The sequence below is a fragment of the Marinomonas piezotolerans genome, from assembly GCF_003362755.1.
Classification (GTDB): domain Bacteria; phylum Pseudomonadota; class Gammaproteobacteria; order Pseudomonadales; family Marinomonadaceae; genus Marinomonas; species Marinomonas piezotolerans.
On sequence record NZ_QKRA01000008.1, the window covers coordinates 58,530 to 79,719 of the forward strand.

Annotated in this window: 20 protein-coding genes, 2 tRNA genes and 1 pseudogene; 15 read left to right on the forward strand and 8 right to left on the reverse strand. The window is 45.6% G+C overall.

Features of this window, described 5'->3' with window-relative positions; all coding sequences use genetic code 11:
* Nucleotides 1-5: 5 nt before the first annotated feature.
* Nucleotides 6-479 carry a tRNA (uridine(34)/cytosine(34)/5-carboxymethylaminomethyluridine(34)-2'-O)-methyltransferase TrmL gene (gene trmL / locus DN730_RS14900; protein ID WP_115468947.1) on the reverse strand — a complete coding sequence of 158 codons (474 nt, stop codon included), beginning with the start codon at nt 477-479 and terminating at the stop codon, nt 6-8.
* 119 nt (nt 480-598) lie between these two features.
* Here trmL and DN730_RS14905 point away from each other — a divergent pair.
* The 7 genes from DN730_RS14905 to DN730_RS14935 all read left to right on the forward strand — a co-directional run bounded on the left by DN730_RS14905 (nt 599) and on the right by DN730_RS14935 (nt 7,851).
* Nucleotides 599-674 (forward strand) — tRNA-Phe (locus tag DN730_RS14905).
* A 69-nt stretch (nt 675-743) separates the two neighbouring features.
* A tRNA-Phe gene (locus DN730_RS14910) sits at nt 744-819 on the forward strand.
* 183 nt (nt 820-1,002) lie between these two features.
* Entirely contained in the window at nt 1,003-4,218 is a 3,216-nt protein-coding gene (locus DN730_RS14915) for an ATP-binding protein (protein WP_147290588.1), read from the forward strand.
* Nucleotides 4,211-4,558: an Hpt domain-containing protein gene (locus tag DN730_RS14920; protein WP_115468949.1), complete on the forward strand. Its 348-nt coding sequence runs from the start codon at nt 4,211-4,213 to the stop codon at nt 4,556-4,558. Before DN730_RS14915 ends, DN730_RS14920 begins: the two co-directional genes overlap by 8 nt.
* Before the next feature lie 37 nt (nt 4,559-4,595).
* Complete coding sequence (locus tag DN730_RS14925) at nt 4,596-5,774, forward strand: GAK system CofD-like protein (RefSeq protein ID WP_115468950.1); 1,179 nt, start codon at nt 4,596-4,598, stop codon at nt 5,772-5,774.
* A 105-nt stretch (nt 5,775-5,879) separates the two neighbouring features.
* Complete coding sequence (locus DN730_RS14930) at nt 5,880-6,890, forward strand: response regulator (protein ID WP_115468951.1); 1,011 nt, start codon at nt 5,880-5,882, stop codon at nt 6,888-6,890.
* Between the two features lies 1 nt (nt 6,891).
* Nucleotides 6,892-7,851, forward strand: coding sequence for a sensor domain-containing diguanylate cyclase (locus tag DN730_RS14935; RefSeq protein ID WP_245957985.1), 960 nt, complete (start codon nt 6,892-6,894; stop codon nt 7,849-7,851).
* 63 nt (nt 7,852-7,914) lie between these two features.
* Here the strand turns inward: DN730_RS14935 and rimK are convergent, their stop codons facing one another.
* Both rimK and DN730_RS19175 read right to left on the reverse strand, forming a co-directional pair.
* Entirely contained in the window at nt 7,915-8,814 is a 900-nt protein-coding gene (gene rimK / locus DN730_RS14940; RefSeq protein WP_484177319.1) for a 30S ribosomal protein S6--L-glutamate ligase, read from the reverse strand.
* Between the two features lie 75 nt (nt 8,815-8,889).
* Nucleotides 8,890-9,309 (reverse strand): annotated as a pseudogene (locus DN730_RS19175) (ATP-dependent zinc protease family protein); the annotation flags it as partial.
* Between the two features lie 232 nt (nt 9,310-9,541).
* On the opposite strand from DN730_RS19175, the gene DN730_RS14945 reads away from it, so the two are divergent.
* Complete coding sequence (locus tag DN730_RS14945; RefSeq protein ID WP_115468953.1) at nt 9,542-10,456, forward strand: D-hexose-6-phosphate mutarotase; 915 nt, start codon at nt 9,542-9,544, stop codon at nt 10,454-10,456.
* Nucleotides 10,457-10,540: 84 nt separating this feature from the next.
* Here the strand turns inward: DN730_RS14945 and DN730_RS14950 are convergent, their stop codons facing one another.
* A complete protein-coding gene (locus tag DN730_RS14950; RefSeq protein ID WP_115468954.1) occupies nt 10,541-11,317 on the reverse strand; it encodes an exodeoxyribonuclease III in 777 nt (258 codons plus the stop codon).
* 117 nt (nt 11,318-11,434) lie between these two features.
* Here DN730_RS14950 and pyrE point away from each other — a divergent pair, with 117 nt between their 5' ends.
* Entirely contained in the window at nt 11,435-12,082 is a 648-nt protein-coding gene (gene pyrE / locus DN730_RS14955; protein ID WP_115468955.1) for an orotate phosphoribosyltransferase, read from the forward strand.
* Between the two features lie 14 nt (nt 12,083-12,096).
* Here pyrE and slmA read toward each other — a convergent pair whose 3' ends face one another.
* The 4 genes from slmA to coaBC form a co-directional block, all read right to left on the reverse strand.
* Nucleotides 12,097-12,696 carry a nucleoid occlusion factor SlmA gene (slmA, locus tag DN730_RS14960; RefSeq protein WP_115468956.1) on the reverse strand — a complete coding sequence of 200 codons (600 nt, stop codon included), beginning with the start codon at nt 12,694-12,696 and terminating at the stop codon, nt 12,097-12,099.
* Nucleotides 12,697-12,738: 42 nt separating this feature from the next.
* Entirely contained in the window at nt 12,739-13,647 is a 909-nt protein-coding gene (gene argB, locus DN730_RS14965; RefSeq protein ID WP_115468957.1) for an acetylglutamate kinase, read from the reverse strand.
* Between the two features lie 312 nt (nt 13,648-13,959).
* Nucleotides 13,960-14,418: a dUTP diphosphatase gene (gene dut / locus DN730_RS14970; RefSeq protein ID WP_115468958.1), complete on the reverse strand. Its 459-nt coding sequence runs from the start codon at nt 14,416-14,418 to the stop codon at nt 13,960-13,962.
* A 7-nt stretch (nt 14,419-14,425) separates the two neighbouring features.
* Nucleotides 14,426-15,643 carry a bifunctional phosphopantothenoylcysteine decarboxylase/phosphopantothenate--cysteine ligase CoaBC gene (gene coaBC, locus DN730_RS14975; protein ID WP_115468959.1) on the reverse strand — a complete coding sequence of 406 codons (1,218 nt, stop codon included), beginning with the start codon at nt 15,641-15,643 and terminating at the stop codon, nt 14,426-14,428.
* A gap of 109 nt (nt 15,644-15,752) precedes the next feature.
* Between coaBC and radC the strand changes: the two genes are divergently transcribed.
* From radC to mutM, 6 genes are all read left to right on the forward strand, one after another.
* Nucleotides 15,753-16,427: a RadC family protein gene (gene radC, locus DN730_RS14980; RefSeq protein ID WP_115468960.1), complete on the forward strand. Its 675-nt coding sequence runs from the start codon at nt 15,753-15,755 to the stop codon at nt 16,425-16,427.
* A 156-nt stretch (nt 16,428-16,583) separates the two neighbouring features.
* Nucleotides 16,584-17,660, forward strand: coding sequence for an alpha/beta hydrolase family protein (locus DN730_RS14985; RefSeq protein ID WP_115468961.1), 1,077 nt, complete (start codon nt 16,584-16,586; stop codon nt 17,658-17,660).
* A 342-nt stretch (nt 17,661-18,002) separates the two neighbouring features.
* Nucleotides 18,003-18,239, forward strand: coding sequence for a 50S ribosomal protein L28 (gene rpmB / locus DN730_RS14990; protein WP_067033002.1), 237 nt, complete (start codon nt 18,003-18,005; stop codon nt 18,237-18,239).
* 12 nt (nt 18,240-18,251) lie between these two features.
* The gene (gene rpmG / locus DN730_RS14995; RefSeq protein WP_111637483.1) at nt 18,252-18,422 is read left to right on the forward strand and encodes a 50S ribosomal protein L33; all 171 of its coding nucleotides are present in this window, start codon (nt 18,252-18,254) and stop codon (nt 18,420-18,422) included.
* Between the two features lie 167 nt (nt 18,423-18,589).
* Entirely contained in the window at nt 18,590-20,227 is a 1,638-nt protein-coding gene (locus DN730_RS15000; protein ID WP_115468962.1) for a leucine-rich repeat domain-containing protein, read from the forward strand.
* A gap of 128 nt (nt 20,228-20,355) precedes the next feature.
* Nucleotides 20,356-21,174, forward strand: a complete 819-nt coding sequence (mutM, locus tag DN730_RS15005) for a bifunctional DNA-formamidopyrimidine glycosylase/DNA-(apurinic or apyrimidinic site) lyase (protein ID WP_115468963.1) — start codon at nt 20,356-20,358, stop codon at nt 21,172-21,174.
* Nucleotides 21,175-21,190 lie beyond the last annotated feature (16 nt).

Sequence of the window (21,190 nt, forward strand, 5' to 3'; positions counted from 1 at the left end):
TGCGATTACGCTTTTGGCATGGCGTAGCCAAGTTGCCGCCAAGATTCATAAACCATCACAGCAACAGTATTAGATAAATTCAAACTACGAGAGCCTGGCTGCATTGGCAGGCGCAAGCGTTGCTGCATAGGCAAAGATGTAATGAAATCATCAGGTAAACCGCGGGTTTCTGGTCCAAATACCAATACGTCATTGGGTTTAAAGTTGGCTTCGCTGTGAGGGTGACTGCCTTTTGTGGTTAAAGCGTAGATGGTGCCTAGTTGGCCTTTGTTTTTGGCTAAGAAGTCTTCCCAGTCTACATAGCGATTGATATGAGCGAACTCATGATAATCCAGCCCTGCACGACGGAGCTTTTTATCGTCTAAATCGAAGCCCAATGGCTCAATGAGGTGAAGAGTGTAACCAGTGTTGGCGCAAAGGCGAATAACATTCCCCGTATTTGGCGGGATCTCTGGTTGATATAAAACGATATGTAGCATGTTGTGGACTCCTTATAGTTGTTCAATCATACCAGAGCTACTTTATTAACTAACTTATTGTTAAAAAAATTAAAAAACTATTGACGGTAATGGTCGGTTGTTTATAATACGCCGCACTTGCCCAGATAGCTCAGTCGGTAGAGCAGAGGATTGAAAATCCTCGTGTCGGTGGTTCGATTCCGCCTCTGGGCACCATTTTAAAAAGCCAGCCAAACCGCTGGCTTTTTAGTGTCTTGCAGTGATCTATAATCTGTATCTTTGTTTGCCCAGATAGCTCAGTCGGTAGAGCAGAGGATTGAAAATCCTCGTGTCGGTGGTTCGATTCCGCCTCTGGGCACCATCTTATACTTCTGAATTCTCAAACGAATGTTTACGGAAGTAATCGCATTTCCCCCTTGTTTAATTCTATTGACCTTCCTCGACATTAAGTTACAGTTTAGTTGGAATTAGCCGCGTCCTTTTTGCTATATTCGACGATGCTCTAACGCCCTTATTTACTGATTTGACTCGCGATTTTGCATTAGTGTCATACACTGTAGATTATCTTCAAGAACAAAAGGTTGCGCTTACTCCGATGACCCACTTCGTTAAAGTGACAGCGATTACCGCTATAAGCTATTTTTTGGCAGGTTGGTTAGGTCAGATGTTTGCCGTCCCGCCAGGATACGCAACGATCATTTGGCCTGCATCCGGTATTGCGCTTGCTTTGTGTCTGCTGTTTGGCTATCACCCTCTCTTGGGCGTGTTCTTAGGCTCGATGGCGGTGAATATTTCAATTAGTTTCAATAATACTGGGCAGATTTTCCTAATCGTTCCTAGTTTGATTGCAGTGGGTTCCACGCTGCAGACATTTGTTGGTTACTGGTTGGTTCACCGTTTTATAGGGTCGCGTCTAGAGTTCTACAATGTCCGCCATGTGTTGCTATTTATTTTGTTAGGTGGACCAGTTGGGTGCTTAGTGAGCGCGAGCGTTGGCACTTCAGTGCTGTATAGTTTTGGCCTGTTGTCCAGCGCACAAGCACCGTTAAACTGGCTAAGTTGGTGGCTAGGTGATTCGGTTGGTGTGATAGTGGTGGTGCCGTGGCTTGCGGCGCTACTTTATAAGCGTTTTAGGATCCATTTTGATCATCCAGGTCGAGTGTTGGCTTCTCTGCTTGTAGTCGCTATCGGAACGGTGATGTTATCCGTGACTACGGCTTACTTTGAATTGAATAAGCAGCGTCTTACGTTTCAAAGTAACGCAGAGTTAAATGCGACTTCCCTGAGTGAGCGCATTAAAAACTCGGTGGATATCTTGTACGGTATGGCAGGACTAGTGCGTGCTAGTGAACTACTCGAGCCTTCTGAGTTTGCTGATTACGCCAGTAATATTATGAGTCGAGATCGCGCAATCAAGGCGCTGTCGATTAATTATGTGATCTCGGACGCTGAGTTAGCTGCGTTTGAAGAGCTGATGAGCGTTCGGCGTAATGCGCCATTCAAAGTCGTGCAAAAAGACAGTGACGGGAAATTAGTTCCTGTTGCGCCAAATGATCGCCATGTTGTAGTGGGGATGATTTTTCCCGAAGAGCCGAATCGACAAGCTCTAGGTTATGATGTGTATTCTGAGCCGTCTCGTCGCCAATCTATAGATCGAGCCATTCGATTAAATGCGGCGTACCCGACGCCAGCGATTCAGTTAGTACAAAATTCTACTGCTGTTTTGATGTTTCTACCTGTTTACCGCGCCGACAAGCTTATTGCTATGGCGACGGGGATGATTGAGATCAGTGATTTATCAAATCGAATACTTAGCCGTCATCGATCGAAGGCGACGCAAACGTATTTGTTGGATCAGAATAAGAATGGAGAGCCCTACATCTTAGCGGCGAGTGGTAACGACGCCGGTATTTCTAGCAGCGAGTTATTACAGCAACTTGAAGATGGGAGGTATCGCTCCATTTATCGGACGGTTATTCCAGTCGGCGCGCATCGCTGGGAGCTTCTACACGTCAGTGCTTATCGTTTTATTGCACAACCTTGGGGAACCCATTTTGCGCTAGTAGGTGGGCTGTTTGTTGCTGGGCTTTTAGGGTGGATGCTGTGCCTTGTGTTTAGTCATGCAGGGCAGATTGAACGTCAGGTGAAAGCGCGTACTAAAGAGCTATCTTTGGTAAACGAAGCGTTGCGCGAATCGGGTAAGAAACTTACCCAGGCGATCGCGGATGCACAGGAAGCTAATTTAGCTAAGAGTCGCTTCCTTGCTAATATGAGCCATGAGATACGAACACCTCTAAATGGGATGTTGGGCAGTTTGTCTCTGCTGCAGAGTAAAATGTTAAGTTCTGATCAGCAAAAGCTTGTCGAATTAGCGAGTCAAAGTGGCGATGCGTTACTAGATCTAATTAATGACATTCTAGATCTATCGAAGATTGAAGCAGGCGAATTAGACCTCGAAATGGCTGAACTGGACTTGCAAACGCTGCTAGAAGATGTGGCCAGCCTAATGCGCATTAAAGCGCAGGAAAAAGGTGTGGAGTTAATTGCACCGGAGACGTTGTTGCCAGCAATGAAGGTCACTGGTGATCGAGCGCGAATTCGTCAAGTGATGGTGAACCTCATTGGTAATGCAATTAAATTCACTCCCGAGGGTGGAAAAGTGCGCTTAATTGCGGAGATAGTAAATAAAGGCTCCGACGTAGCGACAATTCGAATATCTGTGGTCGACAATGGTATAGGTATATCCGGTGACTTACAGTCTCGGTTGTTTCAGCGCTTCAAACAAATAGATAGTTCGACAACCCGTCGCTATGGCGGTACTGGGTTAGGGCTTGCGATTTCACGTGAATTAGTAGAAGCAATGCAAGGGGAAATAGGGGTTACGAGTACCCTTGGTGAAGGTGCAACCTTCTGGTTTAGCGTGCCTTTCGCATACCAAGATGACGAGGCTATGGTGCCATCTAAAACAGTATTGGAACAGTTGAGGGTCTGCTACTATCTGACAAACACAAATACTGAAGTGCGTTACCTAGAGGCTATTTTCTTACGATTCCAGAAAGAATTGCGAGTGATCCATAGTGAAGATGAGCTACCCAATACGCTGACGCAGGGTGACATCTTGATTGTCGATGATAGCGTTATTACAGATCACTCAAATACGTCTTTGAAACAATTTAGCGAGCGTATTATTCTACTTTGCGAACAGCAAACTAACTTACAGCAACTAGAATCATTCTGTTTGGCATCGCTATACAAACCCGTGCATTTAAAAGCACTCTGCAATGCACTCGAAAAAATGTTTGCTACCGAGCCACGGTTATCGTCTGGGCCTGCAGCGAGACCGTTAGAGTTTCGTGTTGAAGCTAGACTATTGTTAGTCGAAGACAACCTGACGAACCAAATTGTGGCGAAGGGGATGTTGGCTCTTTTTGGGGCGCAAGTCGATGTTGCCAGCGATGGTGAAAGTGCACTCGAACAAGTACAGCGTCAGAATTATGATCTTATATTCATGGATTGTCAGATGCCGATAATGGATGGGTATGAGGCCACGCGTAGAATTAGGCTGTTGGATCAAAACAGTGCTACATCTAGTGATGTTCCGATCGTTGCGCTGAGTGCCAATGCAATGAAGGGTGATGATCTAGTGTGTATCGAAGCTGGCATGAATGATCATGTGGCTAAACCCGTGAGCAAGCAAACTTTGGAAAAGGCTTTAAAGAATTGGATTCCACAACATATTCAAGGATCGATTGATGAGTAGCACACCGCAATTTGATTACGATGACTTTTGTTCGCGCATGGGCGGGAATCAGGCCTTGATGGGGGTTGTCGCTAAAGAGTTTATTCGAGAAAGTGCTGAAATCATTGCACTGCTCGATATAGCAGTTGAGCAATTGGATTACGCTGAAATTAAGCGTTTGGCGCATCGCCTGAAAGGAGCATCTGCAGAGGTTTCTGCGACGACATTACATCAAGCTTCTCAGATGCTTGGTAGCGCAGCTGAAGCGAAGGATAATCAAGAAATAAAGGCCCGATTAGGTGTAATACTTGCCTCACATAATGTTGTCGGTAAAGATATTAAACAAGTATTAGCGCTATAAAGGCGTTACATTCGACACAGAAAGTATAAGCCAGACTATGCCAAAAGTTTATCGACAACTTACCGTCCCTGATATGGTGCGTGTTCATCGCTACCAAAGCCTACCGGAGCTTGGTCCTACGTTGCTGTTTTTTAGTGGTGGATCCGCACTCAATAAAATCTCTAGATGTCTTAAGCGTTACACTCATCATTCAGTGCACATGGTGACACCGTTTGACTCAGGAGGAAGCTCCGCCAAGTTACGTGATGCGTTTGACATGCCTGCTGTCGGAGACTTGCGTAGCCGTATTATGGCTTTGGCCGATGAAACCGTGCTTGGGCAACCTGATGTTTATGAATTGTTTAGCTATAGGATGGGGACACGAGCCAATTCTAAACAGTTATTTTTAGAGTTGGCAGCGTTGGTTGATGGTTCGCATCCTTTGATGATTCCGATCGTTGCGCCGATGAAAGCGCTCATACAAACCCAATTAAAGCGTTTGCAAGAAAGGCTGCCAGAGGACTTTGACCTACGCGGTGCCAGCGTGGGCAATTTAATCATTGCCGGCGGGTATTTAAGCTACCAAGAGCTGCTTGATCCGATAGTCTTTTTGTTTTCTAGACTGGTTAAAACACTGGGGCAAGTAACGACTATTATTGATGACGTGTACCACCTAGGCGTGACCTTAAGTGATGGTAGGCGGATAATTGGCCAACATCTAATGACAGGAAAAGAGGCGGCTAAGCTGGATTCGCCTATCACCAAAATTTGGTTAAATAATGGTTTAACGGAATGCGTCCCAGTGCAGCCTTTATTGCCAGATGACCGTAGACAGCAGATCACCAGTTCTGACTTGATTTGCTATCCACCAGGTAGTTTCTTTACGAGTATTGTCGCTAATTTGTTGGTAACTGGGGTCGCCGATGCCATTGCCAAAAACCGTAACCCAAAAGTGTATCTTCCCAACTTGGGAGAGGATCCCGAGCAATTAGGGTGGCCTATAATGAAACGAATCGAGTATTTGTTAAGGCTTTTACTGGATGATGAACCTGATCAAAATTGCCATCGTCCAGTGCTGAATTGGCTGCTTTTAGATGACGCTTATGATTATGGCTTTCTGGACGAAGAGAAACTTAAAGAGTGGGGGGTAAGTGTGGTCAGGACACGACTAATCACCACGAGAATAGAGCGCTATGATGAGCAGCGTGTGAGTGAAGCTTTATTGTCATTTGTATAACTGAACTATCATTCATTCTTTTAGCTATAAAAAGTTGGTTAAAAAAGATACCATCTGTATTCTTCATTATTCACCAAGCACCATTAGCAGGTAAACGTAGACTTCATGAGTAAAAATATTCTCATTTGTGATGACTCAGGGATTGCTCGTAAACAGCTGTCTCGGATCTTGCCCACAGAGTGGGATGCGCAAGTAGAGTTCGCCAAAAACGGTCAAGAAGCGATAGATCGCATTGGTCAACATTCTACGGACGTGTTATTTCTCGATCTAAATATGCCTGTGATGGATGGCTATCAGACCTTGGAAGCTTTGCAATCTATTGCGAATCCGCCGAAGGTAATTGTCGTGTCAGGCGATATTCAGGCGCAAGCCTTAGAACGTGTTAAAGCGCTTGGGGCTTTGGAGTTTTTACAGAAGCCTGTAGACCCTAATTTACTTAAAGAAACATTAGAAGCACATCATTTACTAGGGTTAGAAGATAAGCAGGGCGCCTTGATTTTGGGCGATGCGGTTGAAGATTTTTCTTTGAGTCAATGTCTTCAAGAAGTCTCGAACGTTTCCATGGGGCGAGCTGCCAGTGTGCTTGCAGACATGCTTAATGTATTCGTGAAGCTGCCGGTACCAAAGGTAAATATTTTAGAGGTCAGCGAACTTCAAATGGCACTGACCTATGGTGCTATGAATGATGACCGCTGTTCAGCTGTGACTCAGGGCTTTGTCGGTGCAGGTATCGCCATTGAAGCATTGCTGATTTTTTCAGACTCCAGTTTTCCTGATATGGCGAAACTGTTGAACGTAACTGAAAAGATTGACCGAGATATGGAAATCGAATTACTGATGGATGTATCGTCGGTTTTGATTGGTCCTTTCATAAAAGCGTTGGGCAATCAGTTAAATATAGATTTCAGCTATAGCCACCCAATTGTCATGGGGCAGCACGTCAAGGTTTCTGATTTAATTAACGTGAAGCGTGCAAAATGGAAGCGTACTTTAGCGGTAGAGATCGTATATGAAGTAGAAAATTATGAGATTAATTGTGATTTGATGCTCTTGTTCACTGAAGACTCTCTGCCAGTGCTTGAACGTTTATTGTCCTATTTAGTAGAGGAAGAGTAAATTGAGTCAGCAAGGGGATATGACCGAACTGCATTGGCTCTTTGATATGTTGCAACATATTGATGTTGGGCTTGTGGTTCTTAATAGTAAGTACGAAGTTGAGTTATGGAATGGGTTTATGGAAAACCACTCTGGCGTAAGCTCATCCAATGCTCGTGGGAAATCTTTATTCAGTATCTTTCCGACGATTAATAAAGATTGGTTAAGTCAAAAACTTGATAATGTGCTGGCCCTCCAAACACCGATCTATGTGTCGTGGGAACAGCGTCCCTACTTATTTCCATTTAAATCCTATCGGTCCGTAACCAGCATCTCAGAAAAGATGTTTCAAAATGTAGTGATTCGCCCGATTAATAACGTCAATGGCAAGGTGAGCCACCTTTGTTTGGTGGTGTATGATGTAACTGATGTGGCTGTCAATAAAGCCGCTTTGTCATCTGCAAATCGCAAGCTGGATCAATTAAGTAAGATTGATGCGCTTACTGAACTTAATAATCGAGCAAGCTTGGATAAAGCGCTTAAACTAACGTTTGATTCTCATCGAAATAATGGCAGTGGCCCTCATTCTATGGTGATGGCTGACATTGATTATTTTAAAAAAGTGAACGATACGTACGGTCACCAAGTCGGTGATCAAGTACTGCAAGAGCTCGCGCAAATGTTGTCCAAGGGGTCTCGTAAAGGAGACTTCGTTGGTCGTTATGGCGGTGAAGAGTTCTGTATTTTGCTTCCAAATACCAGTAAAGATGGTGCTCACAAGTTTTGTGAGAAAGTGCGTCAAGAACTGGAGCAGACAGCAATTAAAACCTCAAAAGGTGAATTAAATATTACCATCAGCATGGGGGTAAGTGAGGTCAGCTCAAATCACAAAACCATGGATGATTGGCTAGGGGCGGCTGACGCGGCTTTGTATCAAGCCAAAGAAAATGGCCGTAATCAGACGGTTGTCGCAGAGTCTTAATTGAATGATGTAAATGAATAGCGATAGAAAGCCTCCAGTTGGAGGCTTTTTTGTCGCTACCAATTACTTGTGTTGTAAGCGTTTTTCGACAGCAGTGATCATGCGTGATGCGATGTCTTCATTGGTTGCTGTTTCAATGCCTTGTAGGCCAGGGGAAGAGTTCACTTCTAATAACAGAGGCCCAGAATTCGAGCGGATTAAGTCGACGCCCGCAACCTTTAGGTTCATCGCTTTGGCTGCTTTGATCGCAATGCGCTTTTCCTCTGCTGTGACTTTAACAAGTTCTGCACGTCCACCTTGGTGAATGTTGGCCCTAAACTCTCCTGGTGCCGCAACGCGTTGTATTGAGGCCACCACTTTGCCATCAATCACAAAACAGCGGAGGTCTTTCCCACTCGCCTCTTTAATAAACTCTTGCACCAGAATATTAGCGTTCAAGCTTTTGAATGCGTTGATGACGGACTCGGCCGCTTTTTTAGTTTCGGCAAGTACCACCCCTTTTCCCTGAGTACCTTCCAATAGTTTCACAATAAGTGGAGCGCCACCGACCATATTTATCAAGTCGGTCGTATCGAGTGGAGAATTAGCAAACCCTGTTGTTGGGATGGCTAAACCATGCTCTAAAAGTAGTTGTAAAGAGCGTAATTTGTCTCGTGATTGCGCAATGGCAACGGAATCATTTAGACAGAAGATTCCTAGGGATTCGAACTGTCGCAATAAGGTGCACGCATAGAATGTCATGCTTGGTCGAATGCGAGGAATAACGGCATCTAAATCATTCAAAATTCGACCGCCACGATAGTGAATTTCTGGAGTCGTAGCATCCAGTTTCATATAGCAATGGCGTACGTTTAAAAATTGCATTTCATGACCGCGAGCTTCGCCCGCCTCAATGATGCGACGATTACTATATAGTTCGGGGTTGCTAGCCAACACGCCAATTTTGAGGCCACCTTCTCTTATCTCAGGAGTTTGGTAGAGGTCGGCGAGCGACTCTTGAAGGCGGTCACCGAACATGCAGCTAATTTGAGGATCGACAAGTAGACGGCCGTTCATCGCTTCGCGCCCTAACAGCATTCGAAATCCCATGCTGTCGCGGTCAGTGAGAGTTAATTCCACATCCCACGTACGGTCTCCTAGCTGCATGGGGACACGGATGACATAACGACGCTCACGATCACCGCTAGAGCTTTTGATGACGCGCTGATCAATGACTTCTGCTTCACAGCTTACGACGACTTTACGGCTTTCTTGAATGGGGTGAACATCAAAGGTCGCCCATGTTTGACCGGAGCGTTGGAATGTTTGAATATTGATCGCATGCAATGAAGAAGTTTTGGCACCAGAATCCACTCGTGCCTTAATGGCAGGGATGTTAAGCGAAGGGAAAGCACACCATTCAGCGTTACCCACTACCATTTTTTGATCAAAAAAATCCGACATATTGCATAGTCTCATTGAATTAAGGCGCTTGAGTTGCGCGAATTAGGGATAAAAAAGCGGTGATGGGAACATCCAAAAATTTGCCCGCTATGGGGTGCGTTATAGCCTAATATTGCAGAATAGGTAAGTATAATTTTGTATTACCGCATTATTTCGTGATTTGAATGTTCAGCATAACGTCAAACTATTGTAATAAGAGTCTGAAGGTCTAATATGGCTCTACTGCGAGAAATATTTGGAGCCACAAATGAATGCTCAGCTAATTCAAGAGCTGGAAGCACTGGGTGGAGAAATTCTACCTTCAAGTTTACGAGACTGTGATGAGATCATAATTGATCAGCCAAGCTACAAAGCACGCATTGCGCTTTGGGGTGGCCACTTAGTGAGCTTTGTTCCGTCAGGTCAAGCTGATCTACTTTTTCAATCAGCGAATGAAGGTGCTCAGACTCGCTTTGGGCGGCGTCATTTTGGTGTGCCAGTATGCTGGCCTTGGTTTGGCGCCCACAGAGACGATGAACACTTTCCTGCTCACGGTTTAGCTCGCTACTTCCGCTGGGATCTTGTCGAAGTAGGTCGTTTTAAAAATGGCGATGTCAAAATAGTAATACGTCTGGCGTCAGAAGATCATCCACTGATTGAAGAAATGTGGCCTTACGCGTTTGAATTGCGTCAGGTTTTCCGTTTAGGGGATGGGTTCAGTATTAACTTTTCTGCCGCGAACCTATCGGAAGAAAGCATGCCTATATCGGAAGCGATGCATACCTATTTTCATGTAGGTAGCAATCAGGCTTCATCCGTCGTTGGGCTGGACGGTATACGTTACGTTGATAAGTTCAACGAAGGTAAAGAGTTTACGCAAGAAGGCTCTGTAGCACCGTGTGAAGAGTTAGATAGGGTTTACTTGGACGCACCCAATCAACTGGAGTTGGTTGACTCGGCATTCTCTCGTAAGCTCGTGATTGAAACAGAAGGGAGTTGTTCTACGGTACTCTGGAATCCTGGTGCTGCCCTCGCGGCTTTGCGAACCGATATGGAAGATGATGACTATCAGCATTTTGTGTGTGTCGAAACAGCCAATGCACTTGGAAACAGTTACAAAATTAAGCCAGGAGAGATGCACCAGCTAAGAGTCAGCGTTAAGGTGGAAGCGATCGAGTCTTAATTTCTGTTTGATCTATCGAACTACGATACAAAAGAGCCCAGTTTCGCAACTGGGCTCTTTGTTGTTTGGTGTAGCACTGCGTCATCAGTCCAGATCGTATTCCATGATCAGTGGGGCATGATCAGAAAAGCGCTGGCCTTTATAGACGCTGCCGCCCTGGATGACGTGTTTTAAGCCAGGCGTAGCGATTTGATAATCTAAACGTCCTCCTTCATCAAGCTTCCAGGCGCGCTCATAGTCAGGCCACCAAGTGTATTGCTTATCTTGCTTGTTTACTTGGCGGAACGCATCAATGTATTCATGATCATTGAAGATTTCATTAATCCATTTACGTTCTTCAGGTAAAAAGCCTGAATTGCGTTGGTTCACGAACCAGCTGCTTACGTCGATCGGTGAGCGAGCGACATTACACGTGCCACAAAAAATGAATTCACGACGTTTACGGCGTGTCTTTATTAAATGGTTCTTAAAGCCTTCCATAAAACGGTACTTATGCTCTTGAAGCGCTTCTTCATGATTTGAGCCATGGGGCGTTAAGAAAGAGCCAATGCTGACTTTATCAAAATCTGCCTGAATAAAGCGTCCTTCAAAGTCACATTCAGGGAAGCCCATCCCCGTCATAATGGCCTTTGGCATAGTTTTCGAATAGATTGCTACGCCCGCTTCGTCAGGGTTATCAAGAGAATCAAAGAAGTACGCATTATATTCAGGAGGGAAGAATACGCTGTCATTCAGACTGCGCTCATCTGCTTGAATATCTTGCAGACAAATCACATCTGGGTTTTGACGTAGCACCCACTCGAAGAATCCACGTTCCGCTGCTTGTTTTATACCGTTTACATTAAGGCTGATGACCTTCATTTCTGGTCCCTACAATTCCTAGCCGTGTGTTATATTAACGCCCATTGTTCGTCAGGAAACCATATTCCTGCATCGAGAGGCAATTCGTTTGTAGTTTTTCATCTTTCTGGAGTCGGTATGAAACCTTACCAAAGAGAATTTATAGAGTTCGCAATTGAGCAAAATGTGCTGCGCTTTGGCGAATTTACACTTAAATCGGGTCGTGTAAGCCCGTATTTCTTTAATGCTGGTCTGTTTAGCTCAGGTCAAGCCCTTGCAAAACTGGGACGCTTTTACGCCGCTGCCTTAGTAGAAGCTGACGTATCCTTTGATGTTCTTTTTGGTCCAGCTTACAAGGGTATTCCCTTAGCAACAACTACTGCTGTTGCTCTTTACGATCATCACGATATTGATACACCATACGTGTTTAATCGCAAAGAAGCGAAGGATCACGGCGAAGGCGGCTCATTGGTAGGAGCTCCCCTTCAAGGTGACATCATGATTATCGATGATGTGATTACGGCAGGAACAGCTATTCGCGAAGTGATGGATATCATCAACAAAGCGGGCGCTAAACCTGCTGGTGTACTGATTGCTCTAAATCGCCAAGAGCGTGGTCGCGGTGAACTGTCTGCTATCCAAGAGGTTGAGAGAGATTTCTCAATGCCTGTTGTGAGCATTGTGTCACTGAACGACATTATGACGTATCTTGCAGAGCAAGACTCGCCAGAATTTGCTAAACACCTTGATGCAGTGAAAGCATACCGTGATCAATACGGCGTGTAATGATAAAGCAGGCGTTACTCATTACGCCCGATCATTACTGTCGGAGCAATGGCTGACCATTGCTCCGACCAAGTCTGTAAAGGCTTCGTTTTAAATTCTGTTCTTACGTACTGTCGAATCTTCCCTTCTAACAGTGCTAACAAGTAATTGGCACAAGGCGAAGTACCCATAACAGGGCGTAGCGACTGTTTCAGGTCAGCTTCTCGAATAACTTGGCGAAGCTGAGTTTCAATACGATCAAACAATTGCGCAATACGTACCCTCAGGCGTTCCGTCTCTCCCGCTAGAGCATCGGCAGTTAGCAGACGGCACATGCCTGGGTTTTGCTCTGCAAAGCCTAGGGTTAGCGTCAAAATCATTTCCAAGCGAACAATGACATCCGATTCATCTTGAACTATTCGATGAATGCGAGAGAACAAGGTTTCTTCAATAAACTCGATCAGTCCCTCAAACATCTTCGCTTTACTAGGAAAATGGCGATACAGAGCAGCTTCTGATACACCCACTTCCTTTGCCAATGCAGCGGTCGTGATACGAGCTCCTGGGCTGCTTTCCAGCATGGCTGCTAACGCTTGCAAAATTTCCGTACGTCGATCGCTTTTTTTGGTAGTCATATTGTTACCGCCTATCGCCTTTAGATGTTATCTGCATCCGACTTAAGCTTCTGAGCTTTTATTCGTAATCAATGTGCCCACACCTGTATCAGTGAAGATTTCAAGCAATGTAGCGTGGGGTACACGTCCATCAACGATCACAGCACTGGTGACGCCTGCATTGACTGCCGATAGTGCGCAACTTATTTTGGGAAGCATGCCTCCGTATATGGTGCCATCCGCAATCAAGTTATCGACTTGCATTGTGCTCAGCCCTGTTAGCACGTTCCCTTCTTTATCTTGAACACCAGAGATGTTGGTGAGCAGCATGAGTTTTTCGGCATTAACCGCTTCAGCGACTTTGCCAGCCACTAGATCGGCATTGATGTTGTAGGCATTGCCTTCACTATCAACACCAATGGGAGCAATAACGGGGATAAAGTCACTGTTTTCTAAAACGCTCAATACACTGGTATCGATACTGGAAACTTCCCCAACATGGCCAATGTCGACTTGCTCTGGTGCCGTCATGCCTTCTGCTTGATGTTTTACAAACAGTTTTTTGGCTCTGATGAAGCCGCTGTCTTTACCTGTTAAACCAATCGCTTTACCGCCAGCTCGGTTAATCAGGTTAACAATGTCTTTGTTGACTTGACCACCAAGGACCATTTCAACGACATCCATCGTGTCACTGTCAGTGACACGCATACCGTTAATGAACTTGGACTCGATGTTGAGTTTTTTAAGCATGTCACCAATTTGCGGACCACCACCGTGAACCACAATTGGGTTGATACCGATGGCTTTCATAAGCACGATATCGCGTGCAAATCCAGCTTGTAGCGTTTCGTCAGTCATGGCATTGCCGCCGTATTTAATGACTAGAGTCTTGCCAGCAAAACGCTGAATATACGGCAGTGATTCACTTAATACTTGAGCGACATCTAAAGCGGATTCACGTGTAAAAGCCACGGTTGGAAAGCTCCTTTTGTTAAAAACAGTTAGTCCCTAATGTACGTCATAGGGTGATAACGGTGATCTTATTTGTGCTTACAGAGAGAACATCAGGAAATAACGAGCTGCTCTCTTACGTAGCAGGTGTAAGCGACCACTTATGAGCAAAATAATAACGTGAACTGAGGTTTCACTCTAGCGGAAAGATGGATAATTTGAGGCGATTTTGGCTGCATTTGGAGATAATTAATAGCGCGAACGTAGATCGATTAGATAGGTACACAAGAAGAGCGGAATAGATGAATATATTTCAACTATTCCGCATTGCTGCTAGTTAGTGCCCGTAGAGCCGAAGCCACCCGTTCCACGTTGTGTTGCTGCGAATTCTTCGACGATATTGAACTCGGCTTGCACAACAGGCAGAAGAACCAATTGTGCGACGCGTTCGCCTGGTTCAACGGTGAACGAAGTCTGCCCGCGGTTCCAGCATGACACCATCAATTCCCCTTGGTAATCCGAATCAATCAGCCCAACTAAGTTGCCAAGCACGATTCCATGCTTGTGTCCTAAACCAGAGCGCGGCAAGATCGTCGCAGCAAGGCTGGGATCTTCGATATATATAGAGAGGCCAGTTGGAAGTAAGGTGGTCTGACCTGGCTCTAATATGATGGCCTCATCTAAGCAAGCGCGAAGGTCTAAGCCTGCAGAGCCCTCGGTGGCATAGGTCGGTAAAGGGATCTCATTGCCTATTTTAGAGTTTAAGATTTTTAACTGAATTGGATGCTTCATATCAGGCTCATTTCTGTGTGTGTTGATAGTCGAAAATAATCTGAACCAGTGCTTTGGCCAGTTCGGTTTTGGCGTCTTTTGGCGGCGTCCACTGTTGATCTTTTGACAGCACAGTGACTTGGTTCTGGTCGTTATTAAAGCCAATGTCTTGGCGCGAGACATCATTCGCAATAATAAGATCGAGTCCCTTACGCTCAAGTTTGCCTTTGGCATACTGCAAAACATTATTAGTTTCAGCAGCAAAGCCAACCATGCATTGTGCGGATTTCTCCGACGCGAGAGTCGCAATGATATCTGGATTCTTTACCAGCGTGAGAGTCATTTCATTGCTGTCATCGGTCTTTTTCATTTTTTGATCTGAAATGTCTTTCATCCGGAAGTCGGCAACGGCGGCGGCGCCAATAAATACATCGGCACCGTTTGCCATCGCTGCGCGGCAGGCGTAGAGCATTTCTTGTGCGCTTTGAATGCGAACCAGCTTCACATCATGGGGGGGGGGTATTTGTGTCGGGCCGCTGACGAGCGTTACTTTAGCACCTTTAGAGGCCGCTGCGCTGGCCAGTGCGTAGCCCATTTTCCCAGAGCTATGATTGCTAATGAAGCGTACTGGATCAATGGCTTCCATGGTTGGTCCAGCGGTAATCACCCAATGCTGACCTGCAAGCTCTGTTGATTGCGCTGAAAGCGCTACGTCAACAGCGGTAAAAATATCCTCAGGCTCTTCCATGCGACCAAAGCCTACATCGCCGCAGGCTTGCGCTCCCGAAGTAGGCCCGATCATCAGAACACCTCGATCGATTAAGGTCTGTACATTGGCTTGGGTTGCTGGGTGTTTCCACATGGCTTGGTTCATCGCTGGTGCGAGCATTACTGGCGCTTCTGTAGCAAGGCAAAGAGTGCTGAGTAAATCATTGGCCATGCCTTGAGCATAACGAGCCATAAAGTCAGCCGATGCGGGGGCAATGAGAATCGTATCGGCCCACTTTGCAAGCTCTATGTGCCCCATGCCTTGCTCTGCTTCGCTGTCTAGCAAAGTGGTGCGAACCGGATGTCCAGAAACCGCTTGCAGCGTCATCTCGGTGACGAAAGCTTTGGCACCGTCCGTGAGAACCACTTGTACCTCTGCGCCTGCTTTGGTGAGTAAGCGGATCAGCTCGATGGTTTTATAGGCTGCAATGCCACCTGTGATTCCCACCAAAATATGTTTCTTTATGAGACTAGACATAAAACGCTTCTTGTAACAAAGTGAAGGACAGATCAATGCCTGAGGGCTCATCAGGAAGAGAGCTCGGCGGATCATTTAATTTGCCAAAGATTACCACATGGAGGTGCGTATGAGTATCAAACACTGGCCCGCTAGCGAGCGACCGCGAGAGAAGTTGATTGAGCAAGGTGCGCAAGCGCTGAGTGATGCAGAATTGCTAGCGATTTTTCTTCGCACGGGGACACAGGGCATGAGCGCTGTTGAGCTGGCGCGTACCGCGCTGCAACATTTTGGCGGTTTAAGAGCCATGCTATCCGCTTCGAGAGAAGAGTTTTGCCAAGGCTTTGGCTTAGGCGATGCAAAATATACCCAGTTGCAGGCGGTGTTAGAAATGTCCAAGCGACATTTACAAGAGCAACTGACGCGCGATACCGTGTTTAGCAGTGCTGAGGCTGTACGTACCTATCTATCGACGCAACTAAGACACTCACAGCGGGAAATCTTCGCCGTTTTATTTCTCGATTCCCAACATCGCTTAATTCGTTACCAAGAGCTCTTTATGGGTACCATTGACAGCGCAGCGGTCTATCCAAGAGAGGTCGTTAAAGCGGCGCTGACACATAATGCTGCGGCGGTAATCCTCGCCCACAATCATCCTTCGGGTGTCTCTGAACCCAGCCAAGCGGATATAAGTATCACTGAGCGTATTCGAAAAGCGTTGGACTTAATCGACGTGCGCTTGTTGGATCATTTCATAGTGGGTGATGCTCGGCCCTTGTCCTTGGCAGAACGGGGGCATTTATAGTGGAGCTCTAGTGACATAATTGAGCTACTTTGAATTGGCCTACTACGCTCTTTGATCGTGTTTTAGAACGTCCTAAATCCTGTTTTAGGACGTTTTTCATAGGATGGCATCCCACAATTAGGCCTGACTTAATTGAATAGAGGTGGCGAGCTGATCATGAAATCCTATGGTGTTTTCTTATTTTTTATCGGAATTATGGGGCTGTTGGCGAATCCACTTTATGCCGAAGAAAAAGAGGCAATGCTGGCTGGCGTGCAAACACTGCAAGTATTTTCTCCAATGCGTAAACAGCTGCTAACGGTAGATGTTTGGTATCCAGCAAGGCAAGGTGGTGTCGCAACGGAAGTGGGTGCTAATAAGGTGTTTGAAGGTGCGCCGGCTTTGCGTGATGCACCAATGGTAAACGGTCGTTTTCCGTTGATTGTTTTATCCCATGGTTCGGGTTCGACGGTGCATGGCATGGCATGGCTTGCATCGGCATTGGCACGAGCTGGGTATATTGTCGCAGGCCCGAATCATCCAAGGACGACTTCTGGGGACTCAACACCAGAAGATACGCCAAAAATATGGCAGCGCACAAATGATCTGTCCACGCTTATCAGCTTTCTAACGAGTCAGGATGTTTGGCGAGAGCGAGTGGATGCTAGCCGTATCGGTGCGTTAGGTTTCTCTTTGGGAGGCGCTGCGGTGATGGAAATCGCTGGGGCTAGGGCAAATTTAGCGGACTATGTTAGTTATTGTGACCGCTATCCAGATATGGCGGACTGTTATTGGTTTGCCTCAGGTGTGGCTTATATTGATCAACAAAAAGTCAATGTACCTGCTTTTGATCTACGCGATGTCGATCAGGCTCTATTTGAGCAGTCCAATCGCGATGCAAGAATCAAGATGGCGATACTAGTAGACCCCAGCGTGGCGCAAGCTTTTGATAGTCATAGCTTAAAACAGATCCATATTCCTTTGTCGTTCATTAATCTTGGGGAGCCCACAACAGTGCCTGTATCGGTTAGAACCGATGCACTCGTAGCGCTTGTCCCTAAAAGTTCTCTGACCTACATAAATGACGCCGTACATTTCAGCTTTCTTCCCGAATGTAGGGAAGGGGCCGTAGCGTTTTTAAAAGAGGTTGAAGAAACAGACACATTGTGTGATGACGGTCGTCAACGCAGCCGATTTGATATTCACCAAGAGTTGGTGCAAAAAATCAAAGCAGAGTTGGCTAACACGCTTTGACAGACAGATTAGGATAAAGGCAGTTCTACTCCAACTTTATACATTACTTGAAATGCACGTCATGACTCGCATGTTTATTGGGATGTTACTTGCGCTAGGCATTGTGAACCCATCGTTCAGAAAGCTGGAGGCCCGTCCTAGCGCTGGCGGAAACTGATCAATTTTTTAACAAAATCGTTGCTGTTATAAGAGGGATGTGGGAGAATTCGCGCCGCTATATCCTCGGTACGGGATTTTGTGGCCCCAGTGTCTTCTTCACTGAAGAAGTTCCCGCGTGACCCACGCTCCGCCTGAGGAAGTATCAACTTCCAATAATTTTCGGATAGCATAAGGTAATTAATTATGTCTCGCGTCTGTCAAGTTACTGGGAAGCGTCCTGTTACAGGTAACAACGTTTCTCACTCAAAGCGTCACACAAAGCGTCGCTTCCTTCCTAACCTTCATTGGCACCGTTTTTGGGTCGAAGGTGAAAACCGCTACGTACGTCTACGTGTATCTTCTAAAGGCATGCGTATTATCGATAAAAAAGGCATCGATTCAGTTTTGACTGAAATGCGTGCTCGTGGCGAAAAAGTATAAGGAATCTGAATCATGGCTTCTAAAGGCGCTCGCGATCTAATTCGCATGGTATCTTCTGCAGGTACTGGTCACTTCTACACGACTGACAAGAACAAACGCAACACTCCAGATAAATTGGAGATGAAAAAGTACGATCCTGTTGTTCGTAAGCACGTGATGTACAAAGAAGCGAAAATCAAATAATTTTCGCCTCCTTGTAATCGAGAAAGCCGGCCTAGTGTCGGCTTTTTTGTGTCTAAAAGTAACGGTATATGAGTGTAATCTGTAAGCTTCTAGCTCAAAAGTTAACAAAATGTTTAAAAAGTAGGCTAAGTTATGATCTCCTCTAATGTGTTTGTAGGGATTTAGCTATGCCAACTTTTCATCAGTTTTTAAAAATTCTAGGCTTATCATCGGTCGTTTTTTTGACAGCTTGTGGTGGGGAATCTGACAGCTCAGACTCAGGCAGTGATTCTTCTTCTGGTGGTGGTTCTTCTACCGTATCGGGCGGTTTCGCATCATCAGATGTTTCAGGAAAAACATTCTTTGCTATAGCCTCCGACAAGTCGGTTATGACCTTTGACTACGACACGAGTAAGATGTCTGGTGGTCCGGGATATGTGACCAGTGGGTCTTATGATTATTACAGCTCAAGCTGGACGCTCGATAATGGCTATCTTGTATTAGCGGACGATGACACTAAGTATAAGCTTGAGAGCAGTGAGACGGATTATTTAAGCGTTTGTGAAAGTGATGCGGATAGTACACCAAGCTGCAGTTCGTCAGAGCTTACTCGCTGGTACACAGATAAAGCAAAAGCAAAAACTTATGCAACATCGGACAGTGCTGGTACGGCTATTGACTTTAGTACCATTACGGATAGCAAACTTAAAAGCCATCTCCAAGGTTTAGAGTATGATAACCTTGAGCAGGTTCAGATTATCTATGCGAACGACATGGAAATCGCTTCCATGGCAGGCCTAAATCAGTTTACAAACCTTCGTAAGATCTATATGGCAGGCAATGCACTGACAGATATTTCTCCGATCCAAACGCTAACGTCGCTAGATGCGTTACGCATCCCCGGTCAACAAGACAGCAATGGGGACTTAAACCTTAGTAGTTACGCACCGATTACGAGTTTGACTAGCTTGCGCCAGTTAGAGTTGACTCAATTTGGGTCAACGACTCCTACAAAATTCGAGCTGGATACATACATCTCTAATCACACAAATAAAAGTTCTATTCGTTACTTGATTTTACGAGGTTTAGAGCTCGACCAAGATGATATCAACGCCATTGATGGAATGAATAGCTTGCAACGCTTGGCGATTGAGGAGACAGGGGCTACGTTAAACTTTGATACACTAGCTAGCAGTAACTCTTTGTCTAATGTGCGACGTTTAGAGCTCGGGTTTAACGAAAAAGACTCGGAGAATTCAACGTTTACTTTTAACACCTTCAACACGGCTGACGATATTGATTTTAGCAAGTTACAGCGTTTGTCGCTTTCTAATACAAACTTAACTGATAGCGATCTTCTAGCGATTGGTAATGCGATTGGTAACAGCGCGAACCTTAAACGCTTGGACATTCGATACATACACAGTAGTGCAACGGATACAGATTTCGGTGAATCATTCAAGGCGCCAAACCTTGAGTATTTGAAATTGCGTGTGTCGGGTGCCGACTATGACCTAGACGTTCCCACAAGTGGAGGCGCTTTTACACCATCTAAACTCAAACAGCTTTACTTAGAGGATGGTGATATCAATGGGTTTACGACCAGCCACTATACAAATCTAGAGCGCTTACGTGCCCGAGAATCCATTTTCTCTGACTTCACAGATATGGCAGGGCTGGCAACCAGTTTGAATGCGCTGACAAAATTAACTCAATTGCGTGTCAAAGGGGCTAAGGTTGGTAGTGCATCAGGAACCGCCATTACTTGTAGTGCACTAACAAACGCTGGCTTCAGTAAAACTAATGTTTGTAATGATACAGATTGATAAATATGAATAGTCTAGATGAACAGCACCGCTAGTTTAGGCTGACTGCTGAAAAACACTGGGCATTCACAAATAGCTGTAGTAGAAATAGGCGACTTGATGTCGCCTATTTTTTTAAGGAATCCACTTTGCCAGAACTACCCGAAGTCGAAACCACTAAGAACGGCATTGCGCCGCATATTCTGAATAAAACCATTTCTGCCATTGAGATTCGTCAGCCTCAATTACGTTGGCCGATCCCTGCCGAAGTGTCTGAAAAACTGCCTCACCAAATCGTGCGTTCAGTGACGCGTCGAGGCAAGTATATTGGGGTACACACAGACGCTGGCACTTTGATTATTCACCTAGGCATGTCAGGTCGTTTGTATTTCGTTGCACCGAATATCCCCCCGCTATTTCATGATCATGTAGATATCCATTTTGGTGCGGATGAGCCGATTCTGCGTTATACCGATCCACGTCGTTTCGGTGCCATGATGTGGCAGGAAGGAGAGTGGACAGGTCATCCACTTCTCAATCATCTAGGGCCAGAGCCACTGACAGATGCTTTTAACGTGGAGTATTTGCATAGCAAGGCGAAAGGCCGAAAGCAGGCGATCAAACAATTTATTATGGACAGTAAAATCGTTGTTGGCGTCGGTAATATCTATGCAAATGAAGCTTTGTTTATGGCGGGGATTCGCCCGACTCGAGCGGCGGGCAATATCAGTAAAGCCCGATTAGCAGCCTTTGTTGAAGCGATAAAGGAGGTGCTAGAGGCGGCCATCGCCCAAGGCGGGACGACGCTAAAAGATTTCATCGGAGGCGATGGAAAGCCGGGTTATTTTAAACAAGAGTTGAAAGTCTACGGGCGTGCAGATCAGCCTTGTCGGGTCTGTGATTCGGTCTTAATTGAGATTCGCCAAGGGCAACGCAGTACGGTTTACTGTGCAAAATGTCAAAAGTAAAGGTTGGGCATGTTTA

Bases quoted from the DNA above. Each gene is read 5' to 3' on its own strand.
- trmL (WP_115468947.1), bottom strand. From the start codon at position 479: ATGCTACATATCGTTTTATATCAACCAGAGATCCCGCCAAATACGGGG.
- DN730_RS14920 (WP_115468949.1), top strand. From the start codon at position 4,211: ATGAGTAGCACACCGCAATTTGATTACGATGACTTTTGTTCGCGCATG.
- DN730_RS14925 (WP_115468950.1), top strand. From the start codon at position 4,596: ATGCCAAAAGTTTATCGACAACTTACCGTCCCTGATATGGTGCGTGTT.
- DN730_RS14930 (WP_115468951.1), top strand. From the start codon at position 5,880: ATGAGTAAAAATATTCTCATTTGTGATGACTCAGGGATTGCTCGTAAA.
- DN730_RS14945 (WP_115468953.1), top strand. From the start codon at position 9,542: ATGAATGCTCAGCTAATTCAAGAGCTGGAAGCACTGGGTGGAGAAATT.
- DN730_RS14950 (WP_115468954.1), bottom strand. From the start codon at position 11,317: ATGAAGGTCATCAGCCTTAATGTAAACGGTATAAAACAAGCAGCGGAA.
- pyrE (WP_115468955.1), top strand. From the start codon at position 11,435: ATGAAACCTTACCAAAGAGAATTTATAGAGTTCGCAATTGAGCAAAAT.
- slmA (WP_115468956.1), bottom strand. From the start codon at position 12,696: ATGACTACCAAAAAAAGCGATCGACGTACGGAAATTTTGCAAGCGTTA.
- dut (WP_115468958.1), bottom strand. From the start codon at position 14,418: ATGAAGCATCCAATTCAGTTAAAAATCTTAAACTCTAAAATAGGCAAT.
- coaBC (WP_115468959.1), bottom strand. From the start codon at position 15,643: ATGTCTAGTCTCATAAAGAAACATATTTTGGTGGGAATCACAGGTGGC.
- radC (WP_115468960.1), top strand. From the start codon at position 15,753: ATGAGTATCAAACACTGGCCCGCTAGCGAGCGACCGCGAGAGAAGTTG.
- DN730_RS14985 (WP_115468961.1), top strand. From the start codon at position 16,584: ATGAAATCCTATGGTGTTTTCTTATTTTTTATCGGAATTATGGGGCTG.
- rpmB (WP_067033002.1), top strand. From the start codon at position 18,003: ATGTCTCGCGTCTGTCAAGTTACTGGGAAGCGTCCTGTTACAGGTAAC.
- rpmG (WP_111637483.1), top strand. From the start codon at position 18,252: ATGGCTTCTAAAGGCGCTCGCGATCTAATTCGCATGGTATCTTCTGCA.
- DN730_RS15000 (WP_115468962.1), top strand. From the start codon at position 18,590: ATGCCAACTTTTCATCAGTTTTTAAAAATTCTAGGCTTATCATCGGTC.